Source organism: Paenisporosarcina sp. P5_A11 (assembly GCF_056400705.1).
The window spans coordinates 1-23,353 of record NZ_JBFUKT010000016.1; the positions used below are offsets into that span (position 1 = coordinate 1).

Consider the following 23,353-nt stretch of genomic DNA (forward strand, 5'->3'; position numbering starts at 1 on the left):
CTTACAGGGGTAGCGTCATGGAAATGCGGAAAATAAGAATTTATCCTTATCCATTATGTGGGCATTGGAGGATTTTTTGTACTACTGTTAGATAATACTGAAAACTTAAATGGAGGTTAAATTGTGGAGAAAACACAATTTTTATACCAACTCAAATTAATTCCCGCGCTATTAGATGAAAGTAATTGGACGGATAAAGAAAATAACATCGTCCAACACCATTTTGAGGTGTTACAAAATTTGCAACAAGAAGGCACACTGATTCTTGCAGGAAGAACATTAAATATGGATCCATCAGGATTTGGAATTGTTATTTTGGAAGTAAATTCAGAAGAAGAAGCAATTACGTTAATGGAAAACGATCCGGCAGTTAAAGAAGGCATTATGACAGCAACATTATTCCCATATCGAGTTGCTTTAATAAAAAATTAATTCCAAATTTTTTCTACCTTCATACCACATAAAAAACCCTTTTTTAAGCCATACTTTTCAAGAACAAAATACTTTGGAAAGAAGGCGAACAAATGGGTAGAGACAATCACAATTCATCAAGCAACAACAAAAATTCATTGCCACAAACACCAAAAACGATGAAAACGTCTCCTGAAAAAGCAAGACAAGAGTTTTCTCGGGAATTCACGGATTTAATCAATAAAAACGTAAATGGCAAAGCATCAAACCAACGTAATAAAAACAACAAGAAGTAAACAAGCTTTAACCATTGGAGTGAAGACTTTTGAGCCTCAATCGTGAAAAAGAACTCTTTTCCGATCCTAGCAATATTATTGTCAGTGTTAACGGAGTTCAAGTATTTCTTGATAATAAATTTGAGGATCAAGCTTTAAATGAAGACCCACCTCGTCAATCATTCGAAGAGAATCTCAAAAAACCCACTTCATAAAAATTTTAAAAAATAAAACAGCCACCTTTTTCGTCTAGGTGGCTGTTTTATTTACAATAATCGTTCCATCTGTAAATCCAACGGTTCTTTATTCAAGAGCATTTATTTCACTTGCTAAGGTACAACCCATTTGTTTAAGGCGTTGCGTTTCAACAGATGGATGAGCAGCTATGTACAATTTTTCAGCACCTAATAATTTGACTTTTTCACAACAAACTTCAAATAATTTTTCCCTATCCCTCTTCCTCGCAAATCATAGGAGACGTGAATATATGGAAGTTCGACATACACATTGTGTCTGCCAAACCGTGTGCTTTCCACGGTAGCAAATGCAATTAAATCCGTTTGATAATAAACGCCAATCCCAGTCGTCGATAAAAATTCGGTTTTCCTTCAAAACAGAAGGTGAGCATTAGTATCTTTTGCAGACAAATAAGCCAGATAAACACCTAACGATTAGGTCCTATCTCCGACATGGCAATACATTGTCGAATTGGTTTTTTAGTATATTTTGCTTCCAGGGGATTTCAGGCTTCTTTTTTAAATTGGTTTTTGCGTAACGCATACATAACTACTAACAAAAGAGGTAAAAATAATCCTATTAATAATGAATATGAAACAAGCGTTGTACTGTCCCAATTTTTTTGGTAGATAACGTTTGGATAAATCACAAGAGAAAGGGCAATGGTAATCATGCCTAACGGTATAGTTAAGGGACGATAATCTTTTAAATTTAAAATTTGTGCAATCCCTAAAACGGAAGCGTAAAAATAAAGGGTCACCTTAAAGTAGAGCGCAATGATCCAAAGGGTGGCCATTAACGCCTCGATACGCTGTACAAAATCCCCGACATTTATCCTTTTAGCCAATTCATAGCCAGGATATATCTGTCTTGTAGTATTCTCAGCACCTAATACCGCAACACACAAAAATGTAATGATGATGATGACGATTCCACCTATTAAGTTTCCAATTAAAAAGGATTTTTTACCTTGTTTAGTTCTGTTTATAAATGCAGGAAAAATCATTAACAAAATAACAGCATTGACAGAAGAATAAACGACAAAATTCAGTGATGATTGAATGATTTTTTTTGTACCAGCCTCATACACAGGCTGTATGTTTTCAAACTTGATTTCTGGTGAAATAAACACCACTAAAATGAGAAATAGGAAGAAGAAAACAACAATTAAGATTTCGGCCGACCTAGCGATTGTCTCTAACCCAAGACGGACACCCATCACGATAATCATTCCCATAAGTATATTTAGCGCTACCATTGGAGTTCTTGGCAGCATATGGATATTTAGAAAAGTTCCAGAATGAGCTAGAAGAGTAGAGGTATAAAGAAAAGAAATCGACACAAATAAAAGAGAAAATATTGTCCCTATCCATTTCCCAAAGAGTTTATTATTGATTTCAATAAAAGTGAGATGAGGAAACCATTGCGCTATCGTACAAAAAAGCCAAATGATTAATAACCCAATCCCCGTCCCGAATATAGCGGCAATCCAAGCGTCTTGCTTCGCATTTTGGGCTAAGCCTGATGGTACAAGCAAGATGCTCGAACCAATGGTAAATAAGGTGACTAAAACTAGAAATTGGTACGAATTTATTTTTACATCCTTCATCATTTCATATCATATCTTCCTCTCCACACCACTAGAACTCCCGGGTACCCGTCACTGACTTGGCAATACATTGTCGAATTGGCTATTAGCATATTTTGTTCCTAGGGATTTCAAGCTTCTTTTTTTATTGTTTTTTTTCGTATGGCATATACGACTACCAGCAAAAGAGGTAAAAAAAGTCCGTATGACAATGATACGGTATTACCCGTTGTACTGTCCCAATATTGTTGGTAGATGACGTTAGGATAAATCACGAGAGAAAGGACAACAGCAATCATGCCTAAGGGGAATGTTAAAGGGCGGTAATCTTTCAAATTTAGAATTTGTGCAATACCTAAAACGGAAGCGTAAAAATAAAGTACCGTCTTAAAGTAGAGCGCAATAATCCAAAGTGCGGCCATTAACCCCTCAATACGCTGTACAAAATCCCCAACATTTATCCTTTTAGCCAATTCATAGCTAGGATAAGACTGTCTTGCGGTATCCTCAGGACCTAATACAGCAACAGTCAAAAATGTAATAATAATAATGATGATGCCACCTATTATGTTTCCGAATAAAAAGGATTTTTTACCTTGTTTCACTTTGTTAATAAAGGAAGGAAAAATCATTAATAAAATAACGGCATTAACTGAAGATACTACGAAATAAAATAATGATGATTGAACGATCTTTTTTGTACCCACCTCAAATACAGGCTGTATGTTTTCAAACTTGATTTCAGGTGAAATAAACACCACTAAAATGAGAAAAAGGACGAAGAAAACGGCAATTAAGATTTCTGCAGAACGAGCGATGGTTTCCAATCCAAGACGGACTCCCATCACCACTACCCCCGCCAGAAGAATATTAAGGACTACCATTGGAGTACTTGGCAGCGCATGGATGTTTATGAATGTCCCACAATAAAACAAAAGTTCTGAAGTATAAAGTAAAGTCGTGAGTACAAAGAAAACAGAAAAGGCTTTACCTATCCATTTTCCAAATACTTTTTCATTGATTTGGATAATGGTGAGGTGAGGGAACCAAAGAGCTATAGTGATGAATAGCCATATGAACAATAACCCGATTCCCGTACCAATTATAGCGGCAATCCAAGCGTCTTGTTTCGCGTCGGCTGCTAATACTGATGGTACAGTTAAGAGACTTGTACCAATCGTAAAAAAAATAACTAAAATTAGAAATTGGTACGAGTTTATTTTAACGTCTTGCATCATTTCATATCATACCTTCCGCTCCACACTGTTCTTTTACTTTAACAAATGAGCAATAACATCATTAAGAGGTTTAAACACAAAAGTGAGTAAATCTAGTGGAGTTGGAATAGATTTTCCAACTCCTAGTGTAATACTTATTCCTACGGCAATAGCAAGAAGTATAGCAAACACAAGTAACTCTTTTTTATACTTTTTTTCCAATAGAGGTGGAACTTCAATCCACAGAATGGTAGCCGCAATCAGGAGTATTCCTATACTTTTCAACATGATTATTTAGTTTCCTTTACATCTTTTAGGAAGGAACTACCTACTGTACCCGTATGCTGAAGTTTCACGGCAACTTTAACGTTCGCTGTCAACTCTGAAAATCCACCTTTATCCCACTGCCCTTTAATCTTTTTCCATTCTTTCGGATTGGATCGATGAATGGCTTCACCAAATCCAAATATGTCTGATTCATATTGTTTTTGTACCGATTCAATGGTCTGATTAATGCTATCTTCCATTTTTTTTTCCGTGATTTTCTCTAGCTCAGCAATTGTTTTTGGTTCAGTAAGATTAATTGGACATTCTACTTCCCCTACATTTCCTTTTAATTTAATATTGACATCTACTTCGGGTTTTCCTTTATTCATTTTACCTTTAACGTCAGATTTTAACTGAATGATTTCTATAGAAATTTTTCCTTTTTTAGGACAAGATATTACACTTACTGTATTTTTCACTGAGTTGGTGATGTCATTATACCCTCTGCTTTCCTCTTCAGTTAACCAGCCCAACAGTTTATCTTTTTTAAACACCGCTAAATCATCATATTGAATTCGCGCAGAAGGAGTAATCGATTCCACATTCTGTTTGCTTGTTCCTATTTCTTGGTCCCCTGTTACTAGAATCCCCGTTAATACCGCTTCTTTTCCTTCATTTGTTAGATCTGTTATCAGCTCATCTAATATAATGCCGTTCGTTGCGGCCCAGGCAGTTTCTGACGCTTTAAGCGTGTTAAACATTTTATTAGCGGGGATGGCTTCAAGAGTTGTTGTGACATTTAGTATCTCTTCCGCGGTCATATCCTTAGCAATAGCAACATAAAAATCAGATCGAAGTTCCCAATCTCTTGACAGTAACTCTAAGGATTCGCCTATACCTTCTTCAGCTAAATCCTCACCGATCACAAGCATTCGAAGATGTCCAGGATATATTTTTCGAGGCGAGGTCTTTGTCATTTTTCGAAGAGCTTCATATACCGTTTCCCCGTTCGCCTGATATAGGGTTACCGGTGAACGCCCAGTACTTGATTTCATGGATATTTCAGAAGGTACAACCACTTGAGCAGTTACTTGGTATTCATCTTCTACTTTATCGATTCCTAATGCTAATGTAATGCCGAGCTCATTTAATTCCCTCCGGTCCCAACACCCCGTAAGAAAGAGGCTGAGAATCAGGAGTACAAACATGCACTTTTTCATCGTTTACTCCCTTTCATACTCCTCATTTTTGGGTGGTTGTGGTTTTGCAGAGGCGGAATCTTGTTGACGAGTCATATTTTGTTGATTGATTAGGCGAGGTCGAGTAAACATTTTCCATTTAGGCAAACGAATAAACGTGTCCTTTTGATCCGAAATATTAAATGGAGCTAATGGAGACATATATGGTATGCCAAAAGAACGTAAACTGCATAAATGCAGAATAAGAGCAATTAAACCTATCGTAATTCCAAACAAACCGAACGCTGCTGCGATTGCCATAAATACAAAGCGGAACATCCTAACAGCGATAGACAAGTCATAAGTAGGAGAAACAAAACTTGAAATGGCTGTTAATGAAACTACGATGACCATCGCAGCAGAAATTATGCCTGCTTCAACGGCTGCTGTTCCAATTACAAATGCCCCTACTATAGACATGGCTGCACCGATGTTTCTGGGCATTCTTATACCTGCTTCACGCAAAAGTTCAAAGGTGACTTCCATTATTATTGCTTCAACAAATGCCGGAAATGGGACGCCTTCCCGTTGGGCTGTCAAACTAATAAGGAGTGCAGGTGGTAGCATTGAGTGATGAAAAGTGGTGATTGCAATAAATAATGATGGTGCCAATAAAGCAATTGTAAATGCAAAAAAACGAAGAAGCCGAATTAGACTCGCAATATCTGCGCGTTGATAGTAGTCCTCGGAAGATTGAAAAAATTGAACAAATAATGCTGGAACAATCAGTACAAAGGGTGTTCCATCAACTAAAATAGCTATGCGCCCTTCCAATAGTGCCGCAGCAACTATATCTGGACGTTCTGTATTAAAAACGGTGGGAAAAGGTGAGAGAGGTGCATCCTCAATCAATTCTTCGATGTTTCCACTTTCAAGAATTCCATCAATGTCTATTTTATCCAAACGCAAATGGACTTCTTTCACCATTTTGTCATTTGCAATTCCCTTCATATACATCACGGCAACGTTCGTTTTCGTTCGTTTTCCAATAATTTTTGATTCCATCCAAAGATTTGGGTCTTTAATTTTCCTGCGAACTAAGGCTGTATTTACACGTAAATTCTCGGAGAAACCTTCGCGTGGTCCCCTGACTACCATCTGAGCTGTTGCTTCGGTTACTCCCCGATCAACCCATTGTCTGTTGGAAATGAGTAAACCTTGCGCATATCCATCAATTAAAATAATTGTATCTCCCGATAAAAGACCAGTAAAAAGTACGTCAAAATCAGTTATATCTTTAATTTCTCCTACTGTCATGGCAAAGTCTTTTAATACACTAATAAGATCTTGTTCAGGAGTTATCTTTTCCTGTATTTCAACCCCTTTGATATCTAGCATGAGCGTTTCCAAAATGAAGTTTTGTAATGAAGGTGTATCGGTTAACCCATCTGTATAAATAATACCGGCTTTAATGGTTCCTTCATTTCCAATTCGAATTTCTCGAATGATAATATCCGTGCTTTTTCCTAAAGAAGTGTTTATGAATTGTAAATTTTCTTGAAGACTTGTGTTTAATTCGATAGTTGAACTTTTCTTCATTTTTTGGTCAAGTGAAGTGGACTGGGGTTTTATTTTATTATTTTTCTTTTTAAAAATGTCCATACACTACCTCATTTACTATTTGTTTTTTTGTTCGCATCTGAAACCGGGATTGAGTTTATGATTTTCCTATTATTGACCTTTACATAATAAACTAAACCCACCCAGCTTAATAAATAGAGTTTAAAGACCATTGATAAATATGGACAAAACAATAAAAGCGATAAAACCATTGTTAGGTTTTATCGCTTATTTTACAAAAAGAACAATGGAATGCAGGAGATTTTACACCAGGCACTCCATTTATGATTACAACTTAGTTGATTATATAAACATCCCTGCAATATTCGCCATAATTCAAATAATATTTTCGATACAAAATTTTAGCGGAAAATCTTTTATTCATAAAATGAAACTGTCGTGGGAATACTTTATCTAGTAATTCAAAATGGGAGGATTCTAAATATGAATACTGTAGAAAATGCATTATCTATTTTCGCCCTGGGTGGTGTAAATGAAATCGGCAAAAATATGTATGTATTACAAGTTGAAAATGATATTGTGGTGATCGATTGTGGTTCTAAATTTCCGGATGAGAGTTTACTTGGAATTGATTTGATCATCCAGGATATTTCATATTTGAAGGAAAACAAAGACAAGATTCGGGCGTTGGTTGTTACCCATGGTCATGAAGATCATATTGGAGGCATCCCGTACCTACTAAAACAATTGAATATGCCCATTTATGCAACAAGATTAACCATGGGACTAATTGAAATTAAGTTAAAGGAACACCGAATCCTCAGAGAGACCGAAACACATTTAATCGACTCCAAATCAGTCCTTAACTTCAACTCAATTAAGTGTACGTTTTTCAAAACCAATCATAGTATTCCGGATTGTCTAGGTATAGCCTTCGAGACACCTGAAGGAACAATCGTACATACGGGTGACTTCAAGTTCGATTTAACTCCTGTGAATAATGAATACGCTGATATTCATCAGATGGCTGAAATCGGTAAAAATGGAGTCCTAGTTTTATTATCGGAAAGTACCAATGCGGAACGTCCAGGTTCTACACCCTCCGAAAGTCTTGTAGGTGGACACATTGAAGATGCATTCCGCAAAGCAAGCCGAAAAGTGTTTATATCAACCTTCGCTTCGAATGTCCATCGCGTCCAGCAAGTTGTAGACGCTGCACAAAAGACCAATCGTAAGCTTGCTTTACTCGGCAGAAGTATGGTCAATGTCGTATCGGTTGCTATGGAACAAGGTTATTTAAATGTTCCTGAAGGCATGCTAATTGAAGCACATGACGTTGGTAAAATGGATCCTGAAAGCGTGGCTATACTTTGCACAGGGAGCCAAGGCGAACCAATGGCTGCTTTATCACGATTATCGAGCTCCAATTATCGTCAAGTAAGTATTCTCCCTGAAGATACTGTGATATTTGCTTCTTCTCCGATACCTGGAAATGAACGCAATGTATCTAAAGTTATCGATAATTTATACTTATTGGGAGCAAAAGTGATTTACGGTTCGGGAAGTGCCACTGGTATGCACGTTTCTGGACATGCTCAACAGGAAGAATTGAAACTCATGCTGACTTTAATGAGACCAAAATACTTTATCCCTATTCATGGGGAATACAGAATGCTTCATCAACATCGTCAATTAGCGGAATCTGTTGGAGTAGAAAGAGGCAACATCTTTATTATTAACAACGGAGATGTTGTCGATGTGAACAACTCACTTGCTCGTCAAACACGAAAAATCCCTTCTGGAAACATTTTCGTAGATGGTTTGGGGATTGGTGACGTCGGAAACATGGTATTACGAGATCGTAAGTTGCTTTCTGAAGATGGGATGATTGTCATCGTTATTACCCTTAGTAAAGTGGATGGTGAAATTATAACCGGACCAGACACCATTTCTCGAGGATTTATTTATGCCCGTGATTCGGAAGAATTAATGAATGAAATCAATCAATTAGTTATTACCACCGTTAAGACAACAAAATCATCAAGTGGCAATCAACGTAGTGTGTTAAAACAAAGTGTAAAAGCAACCCTTGGTAAATTCTTATTCACTAAAACGAAAAAAAGACCCATGATTTTGCCAATCATTATTGAAGTTTAAAATCTAAAAACCATCACGATATTATATTGTGGTGGTTTTTATTATGGTAATAAACGAATTTGACGCCGATTAAATGTTCCGATTATAATAAATGGTTTTAATTGAATCCCCCAAAAATTGTTCAGTCGCTGCAGTATTGATTTTCTCTATAAATTCCGGACGTACGAGATGAAGAAGCTGTTGTTCAACGTCATGTACATGTTGTAACGCGCTAAGCACCTGTTGATCCCATTTTTCATAATAGGTAAGAAGATCATCTGGGTAAACTAATTTTCTCTCCGTTCCTTCTTCTGAGATACACTCAAAAGGTTCTTCAATATTTAACGTACCATAGTCATCTGTTAGTTGTTCTCCTGGGTAAATGTCTCGAATTGCTATCTCGAACTCATAAGCAGTTCCCATGCAATTCGCATGAAAACTGTGGTTCACATATTTCCCAAGATCCCAACATAAAACAAACTTTCCATCTTGATTTCGATATGCGTATTTCTTTATGAGCTCGCCTTTATATTTATCCACAGTATCTAGATAATCAGCTTCAAGAATTTGGTCAAGCTCATCTAATGCCCATATAATGGTTCCCTTGGGGATAAATTGAGTAGCAAATACGCCAAAACCCATTTGCTCATTTATAAAACGTAGTTCAGTATGCGGATGAATCATGTCAGAGTATTCCCCTTTACAAAGTTGGTATTAAAAATATTCTATGCAGGTGGGGAACTACTTGTTGGGACATTAAGTACTTCTTTAGATTCATCTAGGCACTTAGAATGAAAAGTTAACTCAATGTGAGTTTTTAATGAACATGTAATTTCACAAAAACACCTCCTGGAAAATTTATATTCCGGGAGGTGTTTTTTTCACTACACTACTACTTCGACTTTTCACGGTCAATTCCTTTTCATTTTGCATCAAGACAGCACCTAGGATCACCGTCCATTTAGGTGACGGAAGACCAAATTTCAAATTCAATGTATTTCTCGCTGTCCCCATCTCCCTTTTTGTCATTTTCTACTTAACAAAAGGAGGTAAACCACGAAGTGGATTCGGGTGCCTTAATCGTTTCATTGGATTCTTTCCTTCCTCACTAAGGATTATCCAAACAAAATAAACCGAACTTTTTTCTTGACCTATTATCCTATTGGATTAAAGACTATCACGAATTGAAGGAGTAAATTTAAATAATTACTCGAAAAATGTAATTTAGTGATGGTAATAAGTGAAATTATATGTAAAAAGGAGGTGAATATACAATACGAACCGTTCTAATAGACTAGTATTGTTAAAAGTAAAATAGGTATTCAAGCACATTGTAATGCCTTATTTTTAAGAATATTCTATTAATGAAAAAATATTAGGAGGTTACGAGTTGAACAAGTTTTGGAAATCTAGTATTACATCTGCTTTATTTATTGGAACTTTAATCACCGGTATGTCTGGGGGTCTAGCAAGTCCGATTTCTGAAACTCCCCTTCACCAAAAAGTCTCTCACACTTCTCATTTCGCAGGAGAGCTTGACCTCTCAATTGTGAACGACGAAAAATTAATTCAAGCATTAATTAAGCGTGGTGTGATTCCAGCAAAGGCAACAGAAGCACAAAAACAAAAAGGATTACACAGCTATTTAGCACTTAAAGGGAAAGACGATTCCAATTTAAAAGCAAGTAAGGATCCTTTAGCTAAGCAAGTGAAACAAGCAGAAGCGAAGAAACAGAAAGAATTCAAAGAATTTAATAATGGTTTATTGAATGGCAATGGCAATAAAAACGGTCAGTTTAAAAAACAACCAGATCCTGTTAAAGAAGGGGCATCACCAGGTGTAGTGAAACAAGGTAAACTATTAACACTAATGGTAGAATACTCTGATTTTGAACATAATAATCTCCAACCAAATGAAACAGACAACTACTACGAAGATTACAACACGAAGCATTTCGAAGATATGATTTTCGGTGACAATGGCGTGAAAGGTCCGAATGGAGAAACGTTTGTTTCACAGAAACAATATTATGAAGAACAATCTGGTGGTACGTATACGATTGAAGGAAAAGCATATGGTTGGTTAAAACTTCCTGGTACTGCAGCATTTTATGGTGCTGATAGAACTACTGGCGGTCATGATAATGTTGCACCAGGCGGATCAAAAATATTAGTAAAAGATGTATATAACGCGGCTAAAGCGGCTGGTGTTCCATTAGAAGATTACGATTTAGAAGATTCACATGATTTAGATGGGGATGGTAATTTCTGGGAGCCGGATGGATTAGTGGACCACTTACAAATCATCCACTCTGGGATGGGTCAAGAAGCTGGCGGTGGTTCATTAGGAGATAAAGCAGTTTGGTCACATCGTTCAGCATCATTAGTGGATCCCGATGGACTAGGAACTGGCCAACCAGGATTCTACGATTACACAGTAATGCCTGAAGATGGGGCAACTGGGGTATTCGCACACGAGTATGGTCATGATTTAGGGTTACCGGATGAATATGACACGGCTTACTCTGGAGCGGGTGAAGCAGTTGCATATTGGTCTATCATGTCTGCGGGTTCTTGGGCTGGCAAAATTCCTGGCACAGAACCGACTGGATTCTCTCCATGGGCTAAGCAATATTTCCAATCTACATTAGGTGGCGAATGGTTTGAACCAGCCACAATAGATTTGGAGGATGTTTCTTCGAAAGGTACACAGTTTTTATTAGATCAAGCGAATTCTCCACTTGGTAAAAACAACCAAGCAGTTCGCATCAATATACCGAAAAAAGAAACACCTGTGAACACACCGAAATCTGGTAGCTATGAATTCTGGGGTGGTCAAAAAGATGAAACCGATTCAAACATGGTGACAAACGTTGATTTGACAGGAAAAACTTCTGCTACATTAACTTTTGATGCTTGGTACGAAATTGAAGAACAATGGGATTTTGCATTTGTACAAGTTTCTAAAGACAACGGCGCGACATGGAAATCTCTTGGAAATGCAAACACGAGAAGTGATGTTGTGCCAGAAGGTTATCCAACGATTCTTAATTCAATGCCTGGTCTAACAGGTCATTCTAATGGTTGGACTGAACAATCGTTCAATTTAAGTGAATATGCAGGCCAAAACATTAAACTTCGTTTACGTTGTGTAACGGACTGGGGTACTTCGGAACTTGGTTTCTTTGCGGATAATGTGAAAGTAGTAGCTGATGGACAAACAATCGTAGAAGATGGCGCCGAAACAGAAACAACTAAGTTCACTTTGAATGGGTTTGAGCGTTTCAACGGTAATAAATTAATGAATCATTACTATTTACTAGAGTGGAGAAATCATGCAGGTGTGGATGCAGGTTTAGGCAACATTGCTCGTGGTAATTCACTAATGAGCTATGACGGTGGTTTAGTAGTGTGGTATGTGGATGACAGTTACACAGATAACTGGACTGGGGCTCACCCTGGAGATGGTTTCTTAGGGGTTGTTGATGCACATACGAACACCGATTTACGATGGAATATTGCAGATGGTACGCAGTTACAAGCAAGTTCTCGCTTCCATTTAGCGGATGCAGCGTTCGGTTTAGATAAAACATCTGGATTGAATTTGGTTTATCCAACTCAAACATTGGACTATGCAACTCAAAAAGGTGTTCGTTTGTTTGATGATTCGAAGTCATTCAGCAATTCGTTTATGCCCGATGCAGGTCGCGATTTGCAGTCATATGGACTGAAAATGACGGTAAACGGTAAGGCTTCAGATAAGTCTGTAGGGTCAATCGTCATTTACAAATAAGCATAGAAATCCCAGTAACGCATATGTTACTGGGGTTTTTTGCATGATGTTTAAACGTTATCATCAATGTAAGATACTATCATTTACATCCCTTCCTTTATGACCATATCAGCATGTTCTTTCGGACGGACTGTGCTTAAATAAAAGTCTTCTGCTTTCCAGTACCGTTTTGTGAACTTTGAAATATTTTCTTGTACCTCTTCACTTTCGCGAATAAATCTCTTACTCCTTGGACAATCCAAGTACACAATCTTATCAAAGAAAATTCTCCATTCTTTTCGTTGAAGAAAAACTCCTTCAATAACAATTACACCATGCTCTGGAAGTTGAATGGTTCTCAACATACTTGTGTCAGAAGTAAAATCATAAAATGGCAAGTTTAATTCATTCGATACTTTTAGTTTTTCAAATAATTGATGGGTTAACCATTCAACATCCCATTGTAATTGGTAATATTCAATCCATTCTTCATTCTCTGTATGATACCTTTTTTCGCGCTCCACTATATGATCATCAATATGAAGCACTTGATGTGGAATATTTCTCTCTTTTAAACTTTCACAAAGCTTTTTGGATAGAGTCGTTTTGCCTGATCGACTTAAACCGTCAAGTCCTAATATAAACCGTCCATTAGTGCCACTGGATGAAATGAGTTTTAGTAATGCCTCAACATGGTTCTCCAAAATTCTTCCCCCTTTTCATAATCTTTCCTACAAGAGCTTCTGTATTTTAAGGTAGTATATCTTATTTTGGGTTATATAATAATAATCCTTCTTGTAAATAAGTTCAGTTTTTTAAAGGGTTTTATGAAGTCCATAACGAAATGTGAACTTTATATGTGTGAAATTACAAAAATATTGCTAGGAGGACTATCTATGACAGTAAATCAAGAATTACAAATTATGCGAACATTTGACGTTCCAAAAGAAACTCTTTTTAATATGTGGACACAACCTAATCATCTGAAACATTGGTGGGCGCCGATAGGTTTTACAGTAGAAATTGCAAGTATCGAGTTGGAGTCAGGCGGTACTTTTCATTACAGCCAAACATCAGCAGATGGTCAAATTTTGTGGGGTAAATTCGTCTATCGGGAAATCGAAAACCCAAATCGACTCGTCTTCGTTAATTCCTTTTCCGATGAAATGGCCAAGACTGTTCGAGCTCCTTTCCATCCAAATTGGCCACTTGAGATTCTCAATAAACTGATTTTTACAGAGTCAAAAGGGAAAACCACCCTTATGATGCAAGGAATACCTATCTCTGCATCTGAAGAAGAACAAGCTCTCTTTCGGGCTTCACATGAAGGAATCAAACAAGGATTTACTGGGACTTTTGATAAGTTAGAGACTTATTTAGAAGAATTAAAAGAATATGTAAAAATGGATTAAAATCATGATGAACTTCTGTAATTTATGGTCTTATACCGTTTGACTCTGTGGTGCACCCTATCCTTTAAGATGAAGGAAGAGGAGGACCCGTATGTATAAAATCAGTGAGTTTAGTGAATTAACTGGTTTAAGTAAAGAAACTCTTCGATACTATGAACAACAACAATTACTTTAAGCTGCATTTGTAGACGCTTCAAACAATTATCGCTACTATGATTACGGTTTGTATTTTCTAGCTATTCTTTTACAAAAACTTCGAAGTTTTTGCTGTACCATTCAGGAAATGAAAGATGTCATGCGAGATGAGTCTTTCACAAATTTGGAAGTACTGCTCCATCAAAAGAAAGAACGTCTAAACATGGAGATAACTCAAAAACAACAAACGATCCGTGAGATTGAAGAATTTATTCGAACTGGGCAGGAGGACGAAACATGAAATGGATTGAAGAACGTCTAATAGATGCACCCATTGACGTTGTGTGGAGTTTATTTGAAGAAGAACAAGCTAAACGGATCATGCCGAAAGTAGTAGAAAATCGTTGGCTGGAGAAAAAGCCAGAAATGAAGGGTTCGACTTATGAACAAACCTATCAAGAAGGCAAACGAAATGAAACATATGTAGTGGAAATCGTCGAATATGAAAATACGGATCATCGTAAACACAAGCGTATTCAATTTCAACTTGCACGTGCATTTGAAATGAATCTTGCTTTCACAATGGAACAAGTAACGAAACAGCAAACTAAATTCATTTATGCTGGATCCAATCGCGGTATCAATTTTGTTGGCAGAGCGATGCTTAAGCTTGGCAGTAGAGTCAATGGAGATCATGTGATTCAAGAATTTTTAGACAGAGTAGAACAAGAAACATTGCACGATTACAAAGTCCTTAATTGATATATACTTACACTAAAAACAAAACGCACCCGCTTTCGCAGATGCGTTTTCTGTATTTAGGCTACCACATGAAATACGAAATTCATCAGGAATAACCCTGCAATTACGTAAAGTGTTGGTGAAACCTCTCGCCATTTTCCAATCGCAATCTTTAAGATTGGATACAAGATAAACCCAATGGCAATACCATCAGCAATACTATACGTAAACGGAATCATGGCAACAATAAGGAGCGCAGGAAAAGTTTCACTTAAGTCTTTCAACTCAAGGTTTCGAATATTCTGGAACATCAAGCTACCAATGATTATGAGAATCGGAGCAATTGCACTGTCTGGGATAAGCTTGATAACTGGAATGAAAAATGCAGCTACCAAAAACAACAGACCAGCAGTTACCGTTGTAAGGCCAGTACGCCCACCCGCAGCCATACCTGCAGCGCTTTCGACAGCGGCCACTGTTGGGCTGGTGCCGAAGATCCCAGATGCCATAGCCGAAACCGAGTTCGCCTGAAACGCACGACTAAATCGGTCAGACCGATTGATAAACGAGACTTGGCCATGCACAAGACCTATGTTTTCAAACACAATGACCATTGTGAGTGAGAACACCGCTATCCAAAACGTCATGGACCAGAAATTCTCGAACGATAATGCACCGAATGCATGAAATGCTTCAGCTGCTCCGAAAGACGCGTTGTCTGATTGATTGAAATCAATTAAGCCAAAGAATGATGCAATACCGGTTCCCACCACAATTGTGATGAGAAAGTTTCCTGGAACGTTGCGGATAAATAGCACGATTGCGACGAGAAAAGTTAAAATCGTTGCAAGTACTTGGGGATCCCCCAAAGAACCAAGAGCCAATATGGAACTTGTTCCTTTTTCGACGATACCGCCTTTTTCGAGACCAATAAGCATCAAAAATAATCCAAGACCCACCGTAATTGCCTCTTTCAAGGATTGCGGTACAGCCGCGCTCAGCATTCTCGAAAAACGTGTGAACGCAATAAACACAAAAATGACGCCTGATACGAAAACGACTGCCAGTGCTTCCTGCCAAGACAAGCCCATTGATTGGACCATCGTATAAGAAAACAATGCATTGATTCCCATGCCTGGTACCAGCAGAATAGGCACGTTACCCCATAAGCCCATGATGAGACATCCAAACACGGATGCAGCAATCGTTGCTACTATCGCAGCCTCTAGTGGCATCCCCGCTTCAGACAGGATAAGTGCATTCACAGCAATAATGTAAACCACTGTAAAAAATCCAATGATCCCCGCCATAAGTTCACGCTTTACAGTCGTTTCGTTCGCTTTAAGACCGAAAAATCGGTCAATCCAATTAAACATTTTTTCAACCTTCTATAAAATTAGCCCTCTCCCAACCCGCTCTGCCTGATAAACAGGTGAGCCATTATGCATTCTAATCATTATCCAGTCAACTGTCAATCTTTTGATTCTGTTTCTTTAAAATTTAGACATGTTGCAAAGCCACTAAAATTTATAGAGACCATGTAAAAAAGACGTTACATTTTTCTTAGTAACGCCTTCTTCTTTGATCTTTTATTTTAATTTCAGGTTATCTTAATTGCCATTTTCTTTAGTTTCTTTTTGTTTAATTTTTAATTGTTTAGGCAAATGATCATTACTTGTCATTAATTTAGAGATGTATGCTATGGCATAGTTATAACCAGTATCTATTTTCTCAGATAGATAATTGGTTCGTTCAAAAAGAGTAGCTCTGAAATAATCGACTTGCCTTATTATCTTCTCCGTCAACGCCTCTTGATTTTCCAGGCGATTTAAAACTTCCAGTTGAGTTTCAGCTTGCTTTGAAATTTGTTGCGATAGCTGATTTTGCATATCTAGTTGCTCATCCACTTTTAATTCAAGTTGCTCATTTGCCAATCCGTATTTATCTAACTTATTTACCACTTCGGAATTTGAATGGTTCAAGGTGTCCATATAATTTTTCATTTCTTCTTTAAATATCACTTCATCTTTTAGAGTCACTTGAAGTGTCGAATTTTTTTCATCTAATTTTTCTAACCAGGCCAATACCTGATTATCAACTTTCTCATGTTGATAATTCAATTTTCTTTGTTCACTTATCCCGTACTGAAGATACTTCCACCGGTTGTTTTGTCTATTTGTTTGTTTGTAATAAAAACTTTTTAGTTCATTAAGTGATTGTTGTAAGGTTTCATTTGTTTTTTGTTGTTCATCTATCATGTCAGACATTTGATTCTTTCTATAGAACCCTTGGTTAGAATCATTAATTTGTCCATTATTTTTATAAACATCTGGATGCTTCTCGTTATTAATAAATAAACCCATCGTTATTTAGTCCCCCTTCTGAAGTACTTTGTATATCTTATGCAATTCATATAAGATACGGCATTCAGAAGATTGAAAGGAAAAACCTGTTGAAGAACCTCTAAAAATCATTTCACTTTTAAAAAGACGGATCACGCAAAGTTTATTGTAAAAGAATCCGATATAGTTTTGTCTTGAGCAGCCTTTGAAAACTTGTCATTGCAATAAAAATTAGGCTACTAGGACTCCAAAATAATTCGGAGTACTGCAGCCTAAAGGAATTTCGATTTTTATGTGTCTCAATTCGCTATCTCTGTTTATTCATAATTTTTTTCATGTTTTCTTTTCATCATTCCAAATGCCGAATCTTTAAGCTCTCTTCAGAGTACTATTAATATGTTTCTCGATACTAACGTTTTTCAACATCCAGTTCCGCTTCGATTTTAGAGACCTTCGAAGACTCAGCCATACGCCAGTATACGAGGAAGATCACAAAAATACAGCCAGCTACATAGTAGTAAAATAGCGATTCGTGACCAATGTTCTTCAACCATAACGCGATGAATTCCGCCGTTCCGCCGAAGATTGCGACGGTGAATGCATATGGTAATCCTACTCCAAGAGCACGGATTTCAGTCGGGAACAGTTCGGCTTTAACAATCGCATTGATGGAAGTGTAACCAGTGACAATGATGAGACCTACCATCATGAGCAAGAAAGCAACTACAGGACTTGTTGTATTCTCCATGATTATGAAGATTGGAACCGTCAGTAAGGTTCCAAGGACGCCAAAAGTCATCAATAGAGGGCGTCGTCCAATTTTATCAGACAGCGCGCCCGCTAGCGGTTGCAACACGACAAAGATAAGCAATGCAATAAAGTTAATCCAGCTGACGATTTCCTTTTCAAGTCCTACTGTATTCACCATGAACTTCTGTAAATATGTTGTGTAGGTATAGAAGGCAACAGTTCCTCCAAGTGTTAGTCCAACAACTGTCAGGACCGCTTTCGGGTGTTTCAAGAGAGCTCGAATGGTACCAGCGCTCTCTTCTCTATACCCCACTCAGATTCTATTAATCCAGGTTTCAGAAAATTTTATTTCTTTCTATTTATTTATATATCACACATACGTTTGGATTGAATTGAGGGAAATATAGCTATTGCCCTGACCGAAAATAAAAAAAGGAGTAGTTTTTAAACTACTCCCTGAAGAATTTTATTAAATACCACCTAGATACGCCAATTTAATTTGCTCACTTGCTTGTAACTCTGCTGCAGGTCCTGAAACAACTACCCGCCCAGTTTCAATCACATACCCTCGATCGGCAATGGAAAGGGCAACGTTGGCATTTTGCTCAACCAATAAAATCGTCGTGCCTTCACGATTGATTTCTTCAATAATTTGAAATATTGTTTTTACCATCAAAGGTGCTAAACCCATAGAAGGTTCATCAAGTAAAAGAAGTTTAGGTTTTGCCATGATGGCTCTTCCCATTGCAAGCATTTGTTGCTCCCCACCTGAAAGTGTTCCAGACAACTGTTTCCGACGCTCATATAAGCGAGGGAAAAGTTCATATACTTTCTCAAAATCTTTGCGTATTTCCTTTGCATCTTTTCGTAAATAAGCACCCAACTCTAGGTTTTCAACAACTGTCATATTTGAAAAGACTCGTCTTCCTTCTGGCACATGAGATATTCCAGCTTTCACAATACTTTGAGCTGGCTTACCTGAGATGGAAGAATCTAAGTAGTTGATAAGCCCTGCTTTTGGCTTAATTAATCCTGATAATGTTTTTAGGAGAGTACTTTTCCCTGCTCCATTTGCTCCGATTAACGTAACAATTTCACCTTCATTAACTTCTAGAGATATGCCTTTTAATGCTTGAATATTTCCGTAGTATACATCTAATTGTTCTACTTTAAGCATGATCTTTTGGAACCTCCTCTCCTAAATAGGCCTCAATTACTTTAGGATGGTTACGGATATGTTCAGGTGTCCCATCTGCAATCAACACACCATGATCTAGCACATAAATTCTTTCACAAATTCCCATAACCAAGTTCATATCATGCTCAATTAATAAAATAGTTAAATTGAACTTTTCTCGAACAAAAGCGATTAATGACATTAAGTCGTGTGTTTCTTTATGATTCATCCCTGCTGCTGGCTCATCTAATAATAGTAATTGAGGTCCTGCTGCTAAAGCACGGGCTATTTCTAATCTTCTTTGCTTTCCATAAGGGAGATTTTTGGCAAGCTCATCTTTGTATTGATCCAATTCGAAAATCTTGAGAAACTCTAATGATTTCTCTTCCATTTCTTTTTCGCCAGAAAAGTGAGATGGTAAACGGAAAATCGAGCTAAACATCGAATGCTTCGCTAATGAATGATAAGCAACTTTCACATTATCTAACACAGATAATTCATTAAAAAGTCGGATGTTTTGGAACGTACGACTAATCCCACCACGTGTTACTTGATATGGTGCAAGACCATTCAAACGTTTTCCATTGAACAAAATCTCACCTTCAGTTGGTACATATACGCCAGTCAATAAGTTGAAGCTAGTCGTCTTTCCAGCGCCATTGGGTCCTATTAGCCCAATTAACTCTCCCTGATGGATTTCTAAGTTGAAATCAGAGACAGCCTTAAGTCCACCAAAACGAATTCCTACATTTTGTACTTGAAGTAAAGGTTTACTTACCATATTGGTTGTCTCCTTTCGTACCTTTCCACGATTTAAAATAATCGGTGATTTCGCGTGTTCCCATTAATCCTTTAGGTCGATATAACATAACAATGATCAATATCAGACTATAAATGATCATACGTGTTTCGGGATAGCTTTGGAGGAAAGTTGATAAAATCGTTAACAGCACGGCTGCTATAACTGCTCCAGATAGACTTCCTAACCCACCTAATACAACGTATATTAAAATATCAAATGATTTTAAAAACGTGAAGTTCGTAGGTTGAATAATATAAAAATTATGAGCATATAAAGCACCTGCAACCCCCGCAAAAAACGACCCTATAACAAAGGCTGTCACTTTGTAATAAGTTGTATTTATCCCCATAGCATCTGCAGCAATCTCGTTTTCTCGTATAGAGATACATGCGCGTCCATGTCTGGAATTAGTAAAGTTCACAATCACAATAATCGTAATTACTAAACAGACGAAAGAAGTTGTCCATGTAGTTAATTGAGAAACTTGCATACCTGCTGCCCCGCCAACATAGTCAATGTTAAGAAAGACAATTCGAATAATTTCTCCAAATCCCAAGGTTGCAATTGCCAAATAATCGCCTCTTAATCTTAGAGAAGGAATCCCGACGACCATTCCGGCTAACGCTGCAATCAAACCACCCATGACGATTGCTAAAGAAAAAGGTAGATGAAGTTTCATTGTCACGATAGCCGATATGTATGCTCCTATTGCTAAAAATCCAGCATGACCGATTGAAAATTGTCCTGTAATCCCAATCACTAAATGTAAACTTACGGCTAATATTATGTTAATGATAATAAAGATGAGTGTGTTTGAATAAAACTGATTCAAAATTCCTGTAGTGATGAGATACTGGATTACTCCATAAATCACTATCGATAAAATAATAATTAACCAGAAACTGTTTATCTTTTTCATATGTCCCTTCACCTACACTTTCTCTCGTGTATTTTTCCCAAAGATGCCTGATGGTCTAAAAATTAGAATTAAAATTAAAATGATGAAAGCTGCTGCATCTCTCCATAATGAAAACCCTAAGCCACTTACCACTGTTTCGACCACTCCAAGAACAAGACCTCCGACCATTGCTCCTGGAATAATACCAATACCACCGAGAACAGCAGCAACGAAAGCCTTCAACCCCGGAATAACTCCCATTAGTGGTTCGATTTTTGTATAATACACTCCAAAAATAACACCAGCTGCTCCAGCTAAAGCTGAACCAATCGCAAACGTTGCTGAAATCGTATTATCAACATTGATACCCATCAATTTTGCTGCGTCTACATCATGTGAAACGGCGCGCATTGCTTTACCAATTTTTGTTTTATGTACAATTAATTGCAAAATTATCATAAGTATTACTGATACAGAAAGGATTAAAATAGATTGACTGCTAATTTGAGCTCCAAATAAATTAAAAGAAATATTAGGAACTACATCTGGATATGCTTCCGGTTGTGCTCCTCGAACATATATGACACCGTATTCAATAAGAAGTGAAACCCCAATTGCAGTAATTAAGGCCGCTATCCGAGTGGCATTTCGAAGTCGTTTGTAGGCGATTCTTTCTATGAGGACACCAAATGCTGCACACGCAACCATTGACAATAATAGTGCTGGGAAAAATCCAAGTCCCCACGCGGTAATTGAGTAAAACCCAATGAAAGACCCTACCATGAATACGTCCCCATGGGCAAAGTTGATTAACTTAATAATTCCATAAACCATCGTATAGCCAAGTGCGATTAACGCATAGATGCTACCGAGTGATATTCCGTTGATAATCTGTTGTACCCATTCCATGTATTCTCACTCCTTTATTAAATCTCAACAGTCCAATAAAAATAAGATAGGAGGATGATTGTTCCATCCTCCCATCTCAGTCAGATCATTAAGGATTTACTTTTGTATTAAAGACTTGTTTGCCGTCTTTGTATTCTAAAATTGTTGCAGACTTGATTGGATTATGTTGCTCATCAATTGTTACATTTCCAGAAACTAAAGCTAAATCTTTCGTTTCTGCAAGTGCATCTTTAATCTTCGTTGTATCTAAATCTCCAGCACGTTCAATTGCGTCTGCTAACAAATAGACAGAATCATAACCAAGTGCATTAAATGCGTCTGGTGATGCGCCATCATATTTATCCGAGAAGTTCTTAACGAATGTTTGAATTTTCTCATCTGGATCTTCAGAAGAATAGTGATTTGTAATAAATGTATTATTAAGTGCTTCTGCACCTGCTAATTCAACTAATTTTGGAGAATCCCAACCATCAGCACCCATTAATGGAACATCAATACCCATTTCTCGAGCTTGTTTTACAATCAAACCAACTTCTTCATAATAACCAGGAATGAAAATGAAGTCTGGTTTTGCTGATTTAATACGTGTTAATGTCGAGCGAAAATCCGTATCTTTCGTAACGTACGCTTCTGTAGCTACAATTTTCCCACCAGCTGCTTCAAACGTTTCTTTGAAAGATTTTGCTAGACCTTTTGCATAGTCACTTGAACTATCAGCGTAGATGGCTACGTTTTTAATTTTCAACTCATTTGCTGCAAAGTTAGCTGCAACTGTTCCTTGGAATGGATCGATGAACGAAGTTCGGAAAGCAAACTCGTTAACACTACCATCTTCATTAACAGTTACGTTAGGGCTTGTACCAGAAGGTGTAAGTAGAATAGTTTTATTATCATTTGCAATTTGTGCTTGTGCGACTGTGTTACCACTTGTAGCTGCACCAATAATTGCTGTAACTTTGTCCTTACTTGTTAATCTGATAGCTGCACTCGTTGCTTCAGAACCTTCGGATTTATTATCTACTTTAATAATTTCAATATCTTTACCGTCGACTCCGCCATCTTTGTTAATTTCTTCAACAGCAAGGTCGATCCCTTTTGAGATTGAAGATCCAAATGAAGCAACACCGCCAGATAACTCTAAGTTCGCACCAATTTTAATGGTATCTCCGCCAGCTGAACTTGAACTTCCACCTTCACCTGCGCAACCAGTTAATATACTAGCTAATAATGTAGAAACCACAGCCAGTTGAGTAAACTTTCTCTTCATCATAACAAATCCCCTTTTTTGGATAATTCTGAAAACTAAATACACATATTTACATTTAATCTAGTAGTCAGATACTATCATTTTTTAATGGTAAGCAATTGTATTGTAAAACAATTAGACTATTAAGTCTATATTAATTTTTAGTTAATTGAGATATTTCTAAATATTATATTAAAATCATAAATTAATTGATGTGAATATGCCGTTTCAAAAAGAAAAACAAGTATATATTTCGGATTAATAATTATTTCTTTAGAG

Annotated in this window: 23 protein-coding genes and 1 pseudogene; 9 read left to right on the forward strand and 15 right to left on the reverse strand. The window is 37.2% G+C overall.

Annotation, left to right across the window (positions count from 1 at the left end; all coding sequences use genetic code 11):
• The first annotated feature begins 123 nt into the window (after positions 1–123).
• From AC1DOS_RS04955 to AC1DOS_RS04965, 3 genes are all read left to right on the forward strand, one after another.
• On the forward strand, positions 124–432 hold the full coding sequence (locus tag AC1DOS_RS04955) for a YciI family protein (RefSeq protein WP_477536590.1): 309 nt from the start codon (positions 124–126) through the stop codon (positions 430–432).
• 92 nt (positions 433–524) lie between these two features.
• Positions 525–707, forward strand: coding sequence for a YfhD family protein (locus AC1DOS_RS04960; protein WP_108586659.1), 183 nt, complete (start codon positions 525–527; stop codon positions 705–707).
• Positions 708–736: 29 nt separating this feature from the next.
• Positions 737–901 (forward strand): hypothetical protein, encoded by a 165-nt coding sequence (locus tag AC1DOS_RS04965; RefSeq protein ID WP_199224110.1) that lies wholly within the window; start codon positions 737–739, stop codon positions 899–901.
• Positions 902–1,428: 527 nt separating this feature from the next.
• On the opposite strand, the gene AC1DOS_RS04970 is transcribed toward AC1DOS_RS04965, so the two are convergent.
• The 5 genes from AC1DOS_RS04970 to AC1DOS_RS04990 all read right to left on the reverse strand — a co-directional run bounded on the left by AC1DOS_RS04970 (position 1,429) and on the right by AC1DOS_RS04990 (position 6,835).
• Positions 1,429–2,535: a GerAB/ArcD/ProY family transporter gene (locus AC1DOS_RS04970; protein ID WP_477536591.1), complete on the reverse strand. Its 1,107-nt coding sequence runs from the start codon at positions 2,533–2,535 to the stop codon at positions 1,429–1,431.
• A 107-nt stretch (positions 2,536–2,642) separates the two neighbouring features.
• Positions 2,643–3,749: a GerAB/ArcD/ProY family transporter gene (locus AC1DOS_RS04975; protein WP_477536592.1), complete on the reverse strand. Its 1,107-nt coding sequence runs from the start codon at positions 3,747–3,749 to the stop codon at positions 2,643–2,645.
• Positions 3,750–3,782: 33 nt separating this feature from the next.
• Entirely contained in the window at positions 3,783–4,016 is a 234-nt protein-coding gene (locus AC1DOS_RS04980; RefSeq protein ID WP_477536593.1) for a hypothetical protein, read from the reverse strand.
• 2 nt (positions 4,017–4,018) lie between these two features.
• Positions 4,019–5,215: a Ger(x)C family spore germination protein gene (locus AC1DOS_RS04985; protein WP_477536594.1), complete on the reverse strand. Its 1,197-nt coding sequence runs from the start codon at positions 5,213–5,215 to the stop codon at positions 4,019–4,021.
• Between the two features lie 3 nt (positions 5,216–5,218).
• Positions 5,219–6,835: a spore germination protein gene (locus AC1DOS_RS04990; RefSeq protein WP_477536595.1), complete on the reverse strand. Its 1,617-nt coding sequence runs from the start codon at positions 6,833–6,835 to the stop codon at positions 5,219–5,221.
• Between the two features lie 402 nt (positions 6,836–7,237).
• Between AC1DOS_RS04990 and AC1DOS_RS04995 the strand changes: the two genes are divergently transcribed.
• Entirely contained in the window at positions 7,238–8,911 is a 1,674-nt protein-coding gene (locus tag AC1DOS_RS04995; protein ID WP_477536596.1) for a ribonuclease J, read from the forward strand.
• A gap of 69 nt (positions 8,912–8,980) precedes the next feature.
• Here the strand turns inward: AC1DOS_RS04995 and AC1DOS_RS05000 are convergent, their stop codons facing one another.
• Positions 8,981–9,574, reverse strand: coding sequence for an SET domain-containing protein (locus AC1DOS_RS05000; RefSeq protein WP_477536597.1), 594 nt, complete (start codon positions 9,572–9,574; stop codon positions 8,981–8,983).
• Between the two features lie 706 nt (positions 9,575–10,280).
• Here AC1DOS_RS05000 and AC1DOS_RS05005 point away from each other — a divergent pair.
• Positions 10,281–12,683, forward strand: a complete 2,403-nt coding sequence (locus AC1DOS_RS05005; RefSeq protein WP_477536598.1) for an immune inhibitor A domain-containing protein — start codon at positions 10,281–10,283, stop codon at positions 12,681–12,683.
• Between the two features lie 83 nt (positions 12,684–12,766).
• On the opposite strand, the gene AC1DOS_RS05010 is transcribed toward AC1DOS_RS05005, so the two are convergent.
• Complete coding sequence (locus tag AC1DOS_RS05010) at positions 12,767–13,366, reverse strand: kinase (RefSeq protein ID WP_477536599.1); 600 nt, start codon at positions 13,364–13,366, stop codon at positions 12,767–12,769.
• Between the two features lie 192 nt (positions 13,367–13,558).
• Between AC1DOS_RS05010 and AC1DOS_RS05015 the strand changes: the two genes are divergently transcribed.
• From AC1DOS_RS05015 to AC1DOS_RS05030, 4 genes are all read left to right on the forward strand, one after another.
• A complete protein-coding gene (locus tag AC1DOS_RS05015) occupies positions 13,559–14,074 on the forward strand; it encodes an SRPBCC family protein (protein ID WP_477536600.1) in 516 nt (171 codons plus the stop codon).
• Between the two features lie 91 nt (positions 14,075–14,165).
• Positions 14,166–14,249, forward strand: a complete 84-nt coding sequence (locus tag AC1DOS_RS05020; protein ID WP_477536611.1) for a MerR family DNA-binding transcriptional regulator — start codon at positions 14,166–14,168, stop codon at positions 14,247–14,249.
• Between the two features lie 120 nt (positions 14,250–14,369).
• The gene (locus AC1DOS_RS05025; protein ID WP_477536601.1) at positions 14,370–14,510 is read left to right on the forward strand and encodes a hypothetical protein; all 141 of its coding nucleotides are present in this window, start codon (positions 14,370–14,372) and stop codon (positions 14,508–14,510) included.
• Positions 14,507–14,971, forward strand: coding sequence for an SRPBCC family protein (locus AC1DOS_RS05030; protein ID WP_477536602.1), 465 nt, complete (start codon positions 14,507–14,509; stop codon positions 14,969–14,971). The genes AC1DOS_RS05025 and AC1DOS_RS05030 overlap by 4 nt, the downstream gene beginning before the upstream one ends.
• 56 nt (positions 14,972–15,027) lie before the next feature.
• Here AC1DOS_RS05030 and AC1DOS_RS05035 read toward each other — a convergent pair whose 3' ends face one another.
• The 8 genes and pseudogenes from AC1DOS_RS05035 to AC1DOS_RS05070 all read right to left on the reverse strand — a co-directional run bounded on the left by AC1DOS_RS05035 (position 15,028) and on the right by AC1DOS_RS05070 (position 23,098).
• The gene (locus AC1DOS_RS05035) at positions 15,028–16,326 is read right to left on the reverse strand and encodes an NCS2 family permease (protein ID WP_477536603.1); all 1,299 of its coding nucleotides are present in this window, start codon (positions 16,324–16,326) and stop codon (positions 15,028–15,030) included.
• Positions 16,327–16,560: 234 nt separating this feature from the next.
• Positions 16,561–17,313 (reverse strand): hypothetical protein, encoded by a 753-nt coding sequence (locus tag AC1DOS_RS05040; RefSeq protein WP_477536604.1) that lies wholly within the window; start codon positions 17,311–17,313, stop codon positions 16,561–16,563.
• A 388-nt stretch (positions 17,314–17,701) separates the two neighbouring features.
• Positions 17,702–18,346: pseudogene (locus tag AC1DOS_RS05045) on the reverse strand (MFS transporter); the annotation flags it as partial.
• 165 nt (positions 18,347–18,511) lie between these two features.
• Positions 18,512–19,219: an ABC transporter ATP-binding protein gene (locus AC1DOS_RS05050; protein WP_108586846.1), complete on the reverse strand. Its 708-nt coding sequence runs from the start codon at positions 19,217–19,219 to the stop codon at positions 18,512–18,514.
• Entirely contained in the window at positions 19,212–20,000 is a 789-nt protein-coding gene (locus AC1DOS_RS05055; RefSeq protein WP_108586847.1) for an ABC transporter ATP-binding protein, read from the reverse strand. The genes AC1DOS_RS05050 and AC1DOS_RS05055 overlap by 8 nt, the downstream gene beginning before the upstream one ends.
• On the reverse strand, positions 19,990–20,940 hold the full coding sequence (locus AC1DOS_RS05060) for a branched-chain amino acid ABC transporter permease (RefSeq protein ID WP_477536605.1): 951 nt from the start codon (positions 20,938–20,940) through the stop codon (positions 19,990–19,992). Before AC1DOS_RS05060 ends, AC1DOS_RS05055 begins: the two co-directional genes overlap by 11 nt.
• Positions 20,941–20,952: 12 nt before the next feature.
• Complete coding sequence (locus tag AC1DOS_RS05065; RefSeq protein WP_108586849.1) at positions 20,953–21,828, reverse strand: branched-chain amino acid ABC transporter permease; 876 nt, start codon at positions 21,826–21,828, stop codon at positions 20,953–20,955.
• Between the two features lie 88 nt (positions 21,829–21,916).
• A complete protein-coding gene (locus AC1DOS_RS05070; protein ID WP_108586850.1) occupies positions 21,917–23,098 on the reverse strand; it encodes an ABC transporter substrate-binding protein in 1,182 nt (393 codons plus the stop codon).
• Positions 23,099–23,353 lie beyond the last annotated feature (255 nt).

What these genes read in the sequence shown, in the direction of transcription:
- AC1DOS_RS05040 (WP_477536604.1), bottom strand. Translation starts at nt 17,313, where the DNA reads ATGGGTTTATTTATTAATAACGAGAAGCATCCAGATGTTTATAAAAAT.
- AC1DOS_RS04960 (WP_108586659.1), top strand. Translation starts at nt 525, where the DNA reads ATGGGTAGAGACAATCACAATTCATCAAGCAACAACAAAAATTCATTG.
- AC1DOS_RS04970 (WP_477536591.1), bottom strand. Translation starts at nt 2,535, where the DNA reads ATGATGAAGGATGTAAAAATAAATTCGTACCAATTTCTAGTTTTAGTC.
- AC1DOS_RS05000 (WP_477536597.1), bottom strand. Translation starts at nt 9,574, where the DNA reads ATGATTCATCCGCATACTGAACTACGTTTTATAAATGAGCAAATGGGT.
- AC1DOS_RS05070 (WP_108586850.1), bottom strand. Translation starts at nt 23,098, where the DNA reads ATGATGAAGAGAAAGTTTACTCAACTGGCTGTGGTTTCTACATTATTA.
- AC1DOS_RS05015 (WP_477536600.1), top strand. Translation starts at nt 13,559, where the DNA reads ATGACAGTAAATCAAGAATTACAAATTATGCGAACATTTGACGTTCCA.
- AC1DOS_RS04985 (WP_477536594.1), bottom strand. Translation starts at nt 5,215, where the DNA reads ATGAAAAAGTGCATGTTTGTACTCCTGATTCTCAGCCTCTTTCTTACG.
- AC1DOS_RS05050 (WP_108586846.1), bottom strand. Translation starts at nt 19,219, where the DNA reads ATGCTTAAAGTAGAACAATTAGATGTATACTACGGAAATATTCAAGCA.
- AC1DOS_RS04980 (WP_477536593.1), bottom strand. Translation starts at nt 4,016, where the DNA reads ATGTTGAAAAGTATAGGAATACTCCTGATTGCGGCTACCATTCTGTGG.
- AC1DOS_RS04975 (WP_477536592.1), bottom strand. Translation starts at nt 3,749, where the DNA reads ATGATGCAAGACGTTAAAATAAACTCGTACCAATTTCTAATTTTAGTT.
- AC1DOS_RS04995 (WP_477536596.1), top strand. Translation starts at nt 7,238, where the DNA reads ATGAATACTGTAGAAAATGCATTATCTATTTTCGCCCTGGGTGGTGTA.
- AC1DOS_RS05025 (WP_477536601.1), top strand. Translation starts at nt 14,370, where the DNA reads ATGCGAGATGAGTCTTTCACAAATTTGGAAGTACTGCTCCATCAAAAG.
- AC1DOS_RS05030 (WP_477536602.1), top strand. Translation starts at nt 14,507, where the DNA reads ATGAAATGGATTGAAGAACGTCTAATAGATGCACCCATTGACGTTGTG.
- AC1DOS_RS04990 (WP_477536595.1), bottom strand. Translation starts at nt 6,835, where the DNA reads ATGGACATTTTTAAAAAGAAAAATAATAAAATAAAACCCCAGTCCACT.
- AC1DOS_RS05020 (WP_477536611.1), top strand. Translation starts at nt 14,166, where the DNA reads ATGTATAAAATCAGTGAGTTTAGTGAATTAACTGGTTTAAGTAAAGAA.
- AC1DOS_RS05035 (WP_477536603.1), bottom strand. Translation starts at nt 16,326, where the DNA reads ATGTTTAATTGGATTGACCGATTTTTCGGTCTTAAAGCGAACGAAACG.
- AC1DOS_RS05060 (WP_477536605.1), bottom strand. Translation starts at nt 20,940, where the DNA reads ATGAAAAAGATAAACAGTTTCTGGTTAATTATTATTTTATCGATAGTG.
- AC1DOS_RS05065 (WP_108586849.1), bottom strand. Translation starts at nt 21,828, where the DNA reads ATGGAATGGGTACAACAGATTATCAACGGAATATCACTCGGTAGCATC.
- AC1DOS_RS05055 (WP_108586847.1), bottom strand. Translation starts at nt 20,000, where the DNA reads ATGGTAAGTAAACCTTTACTTCAAGTACAAAATGTAGGAATTCGTTTT.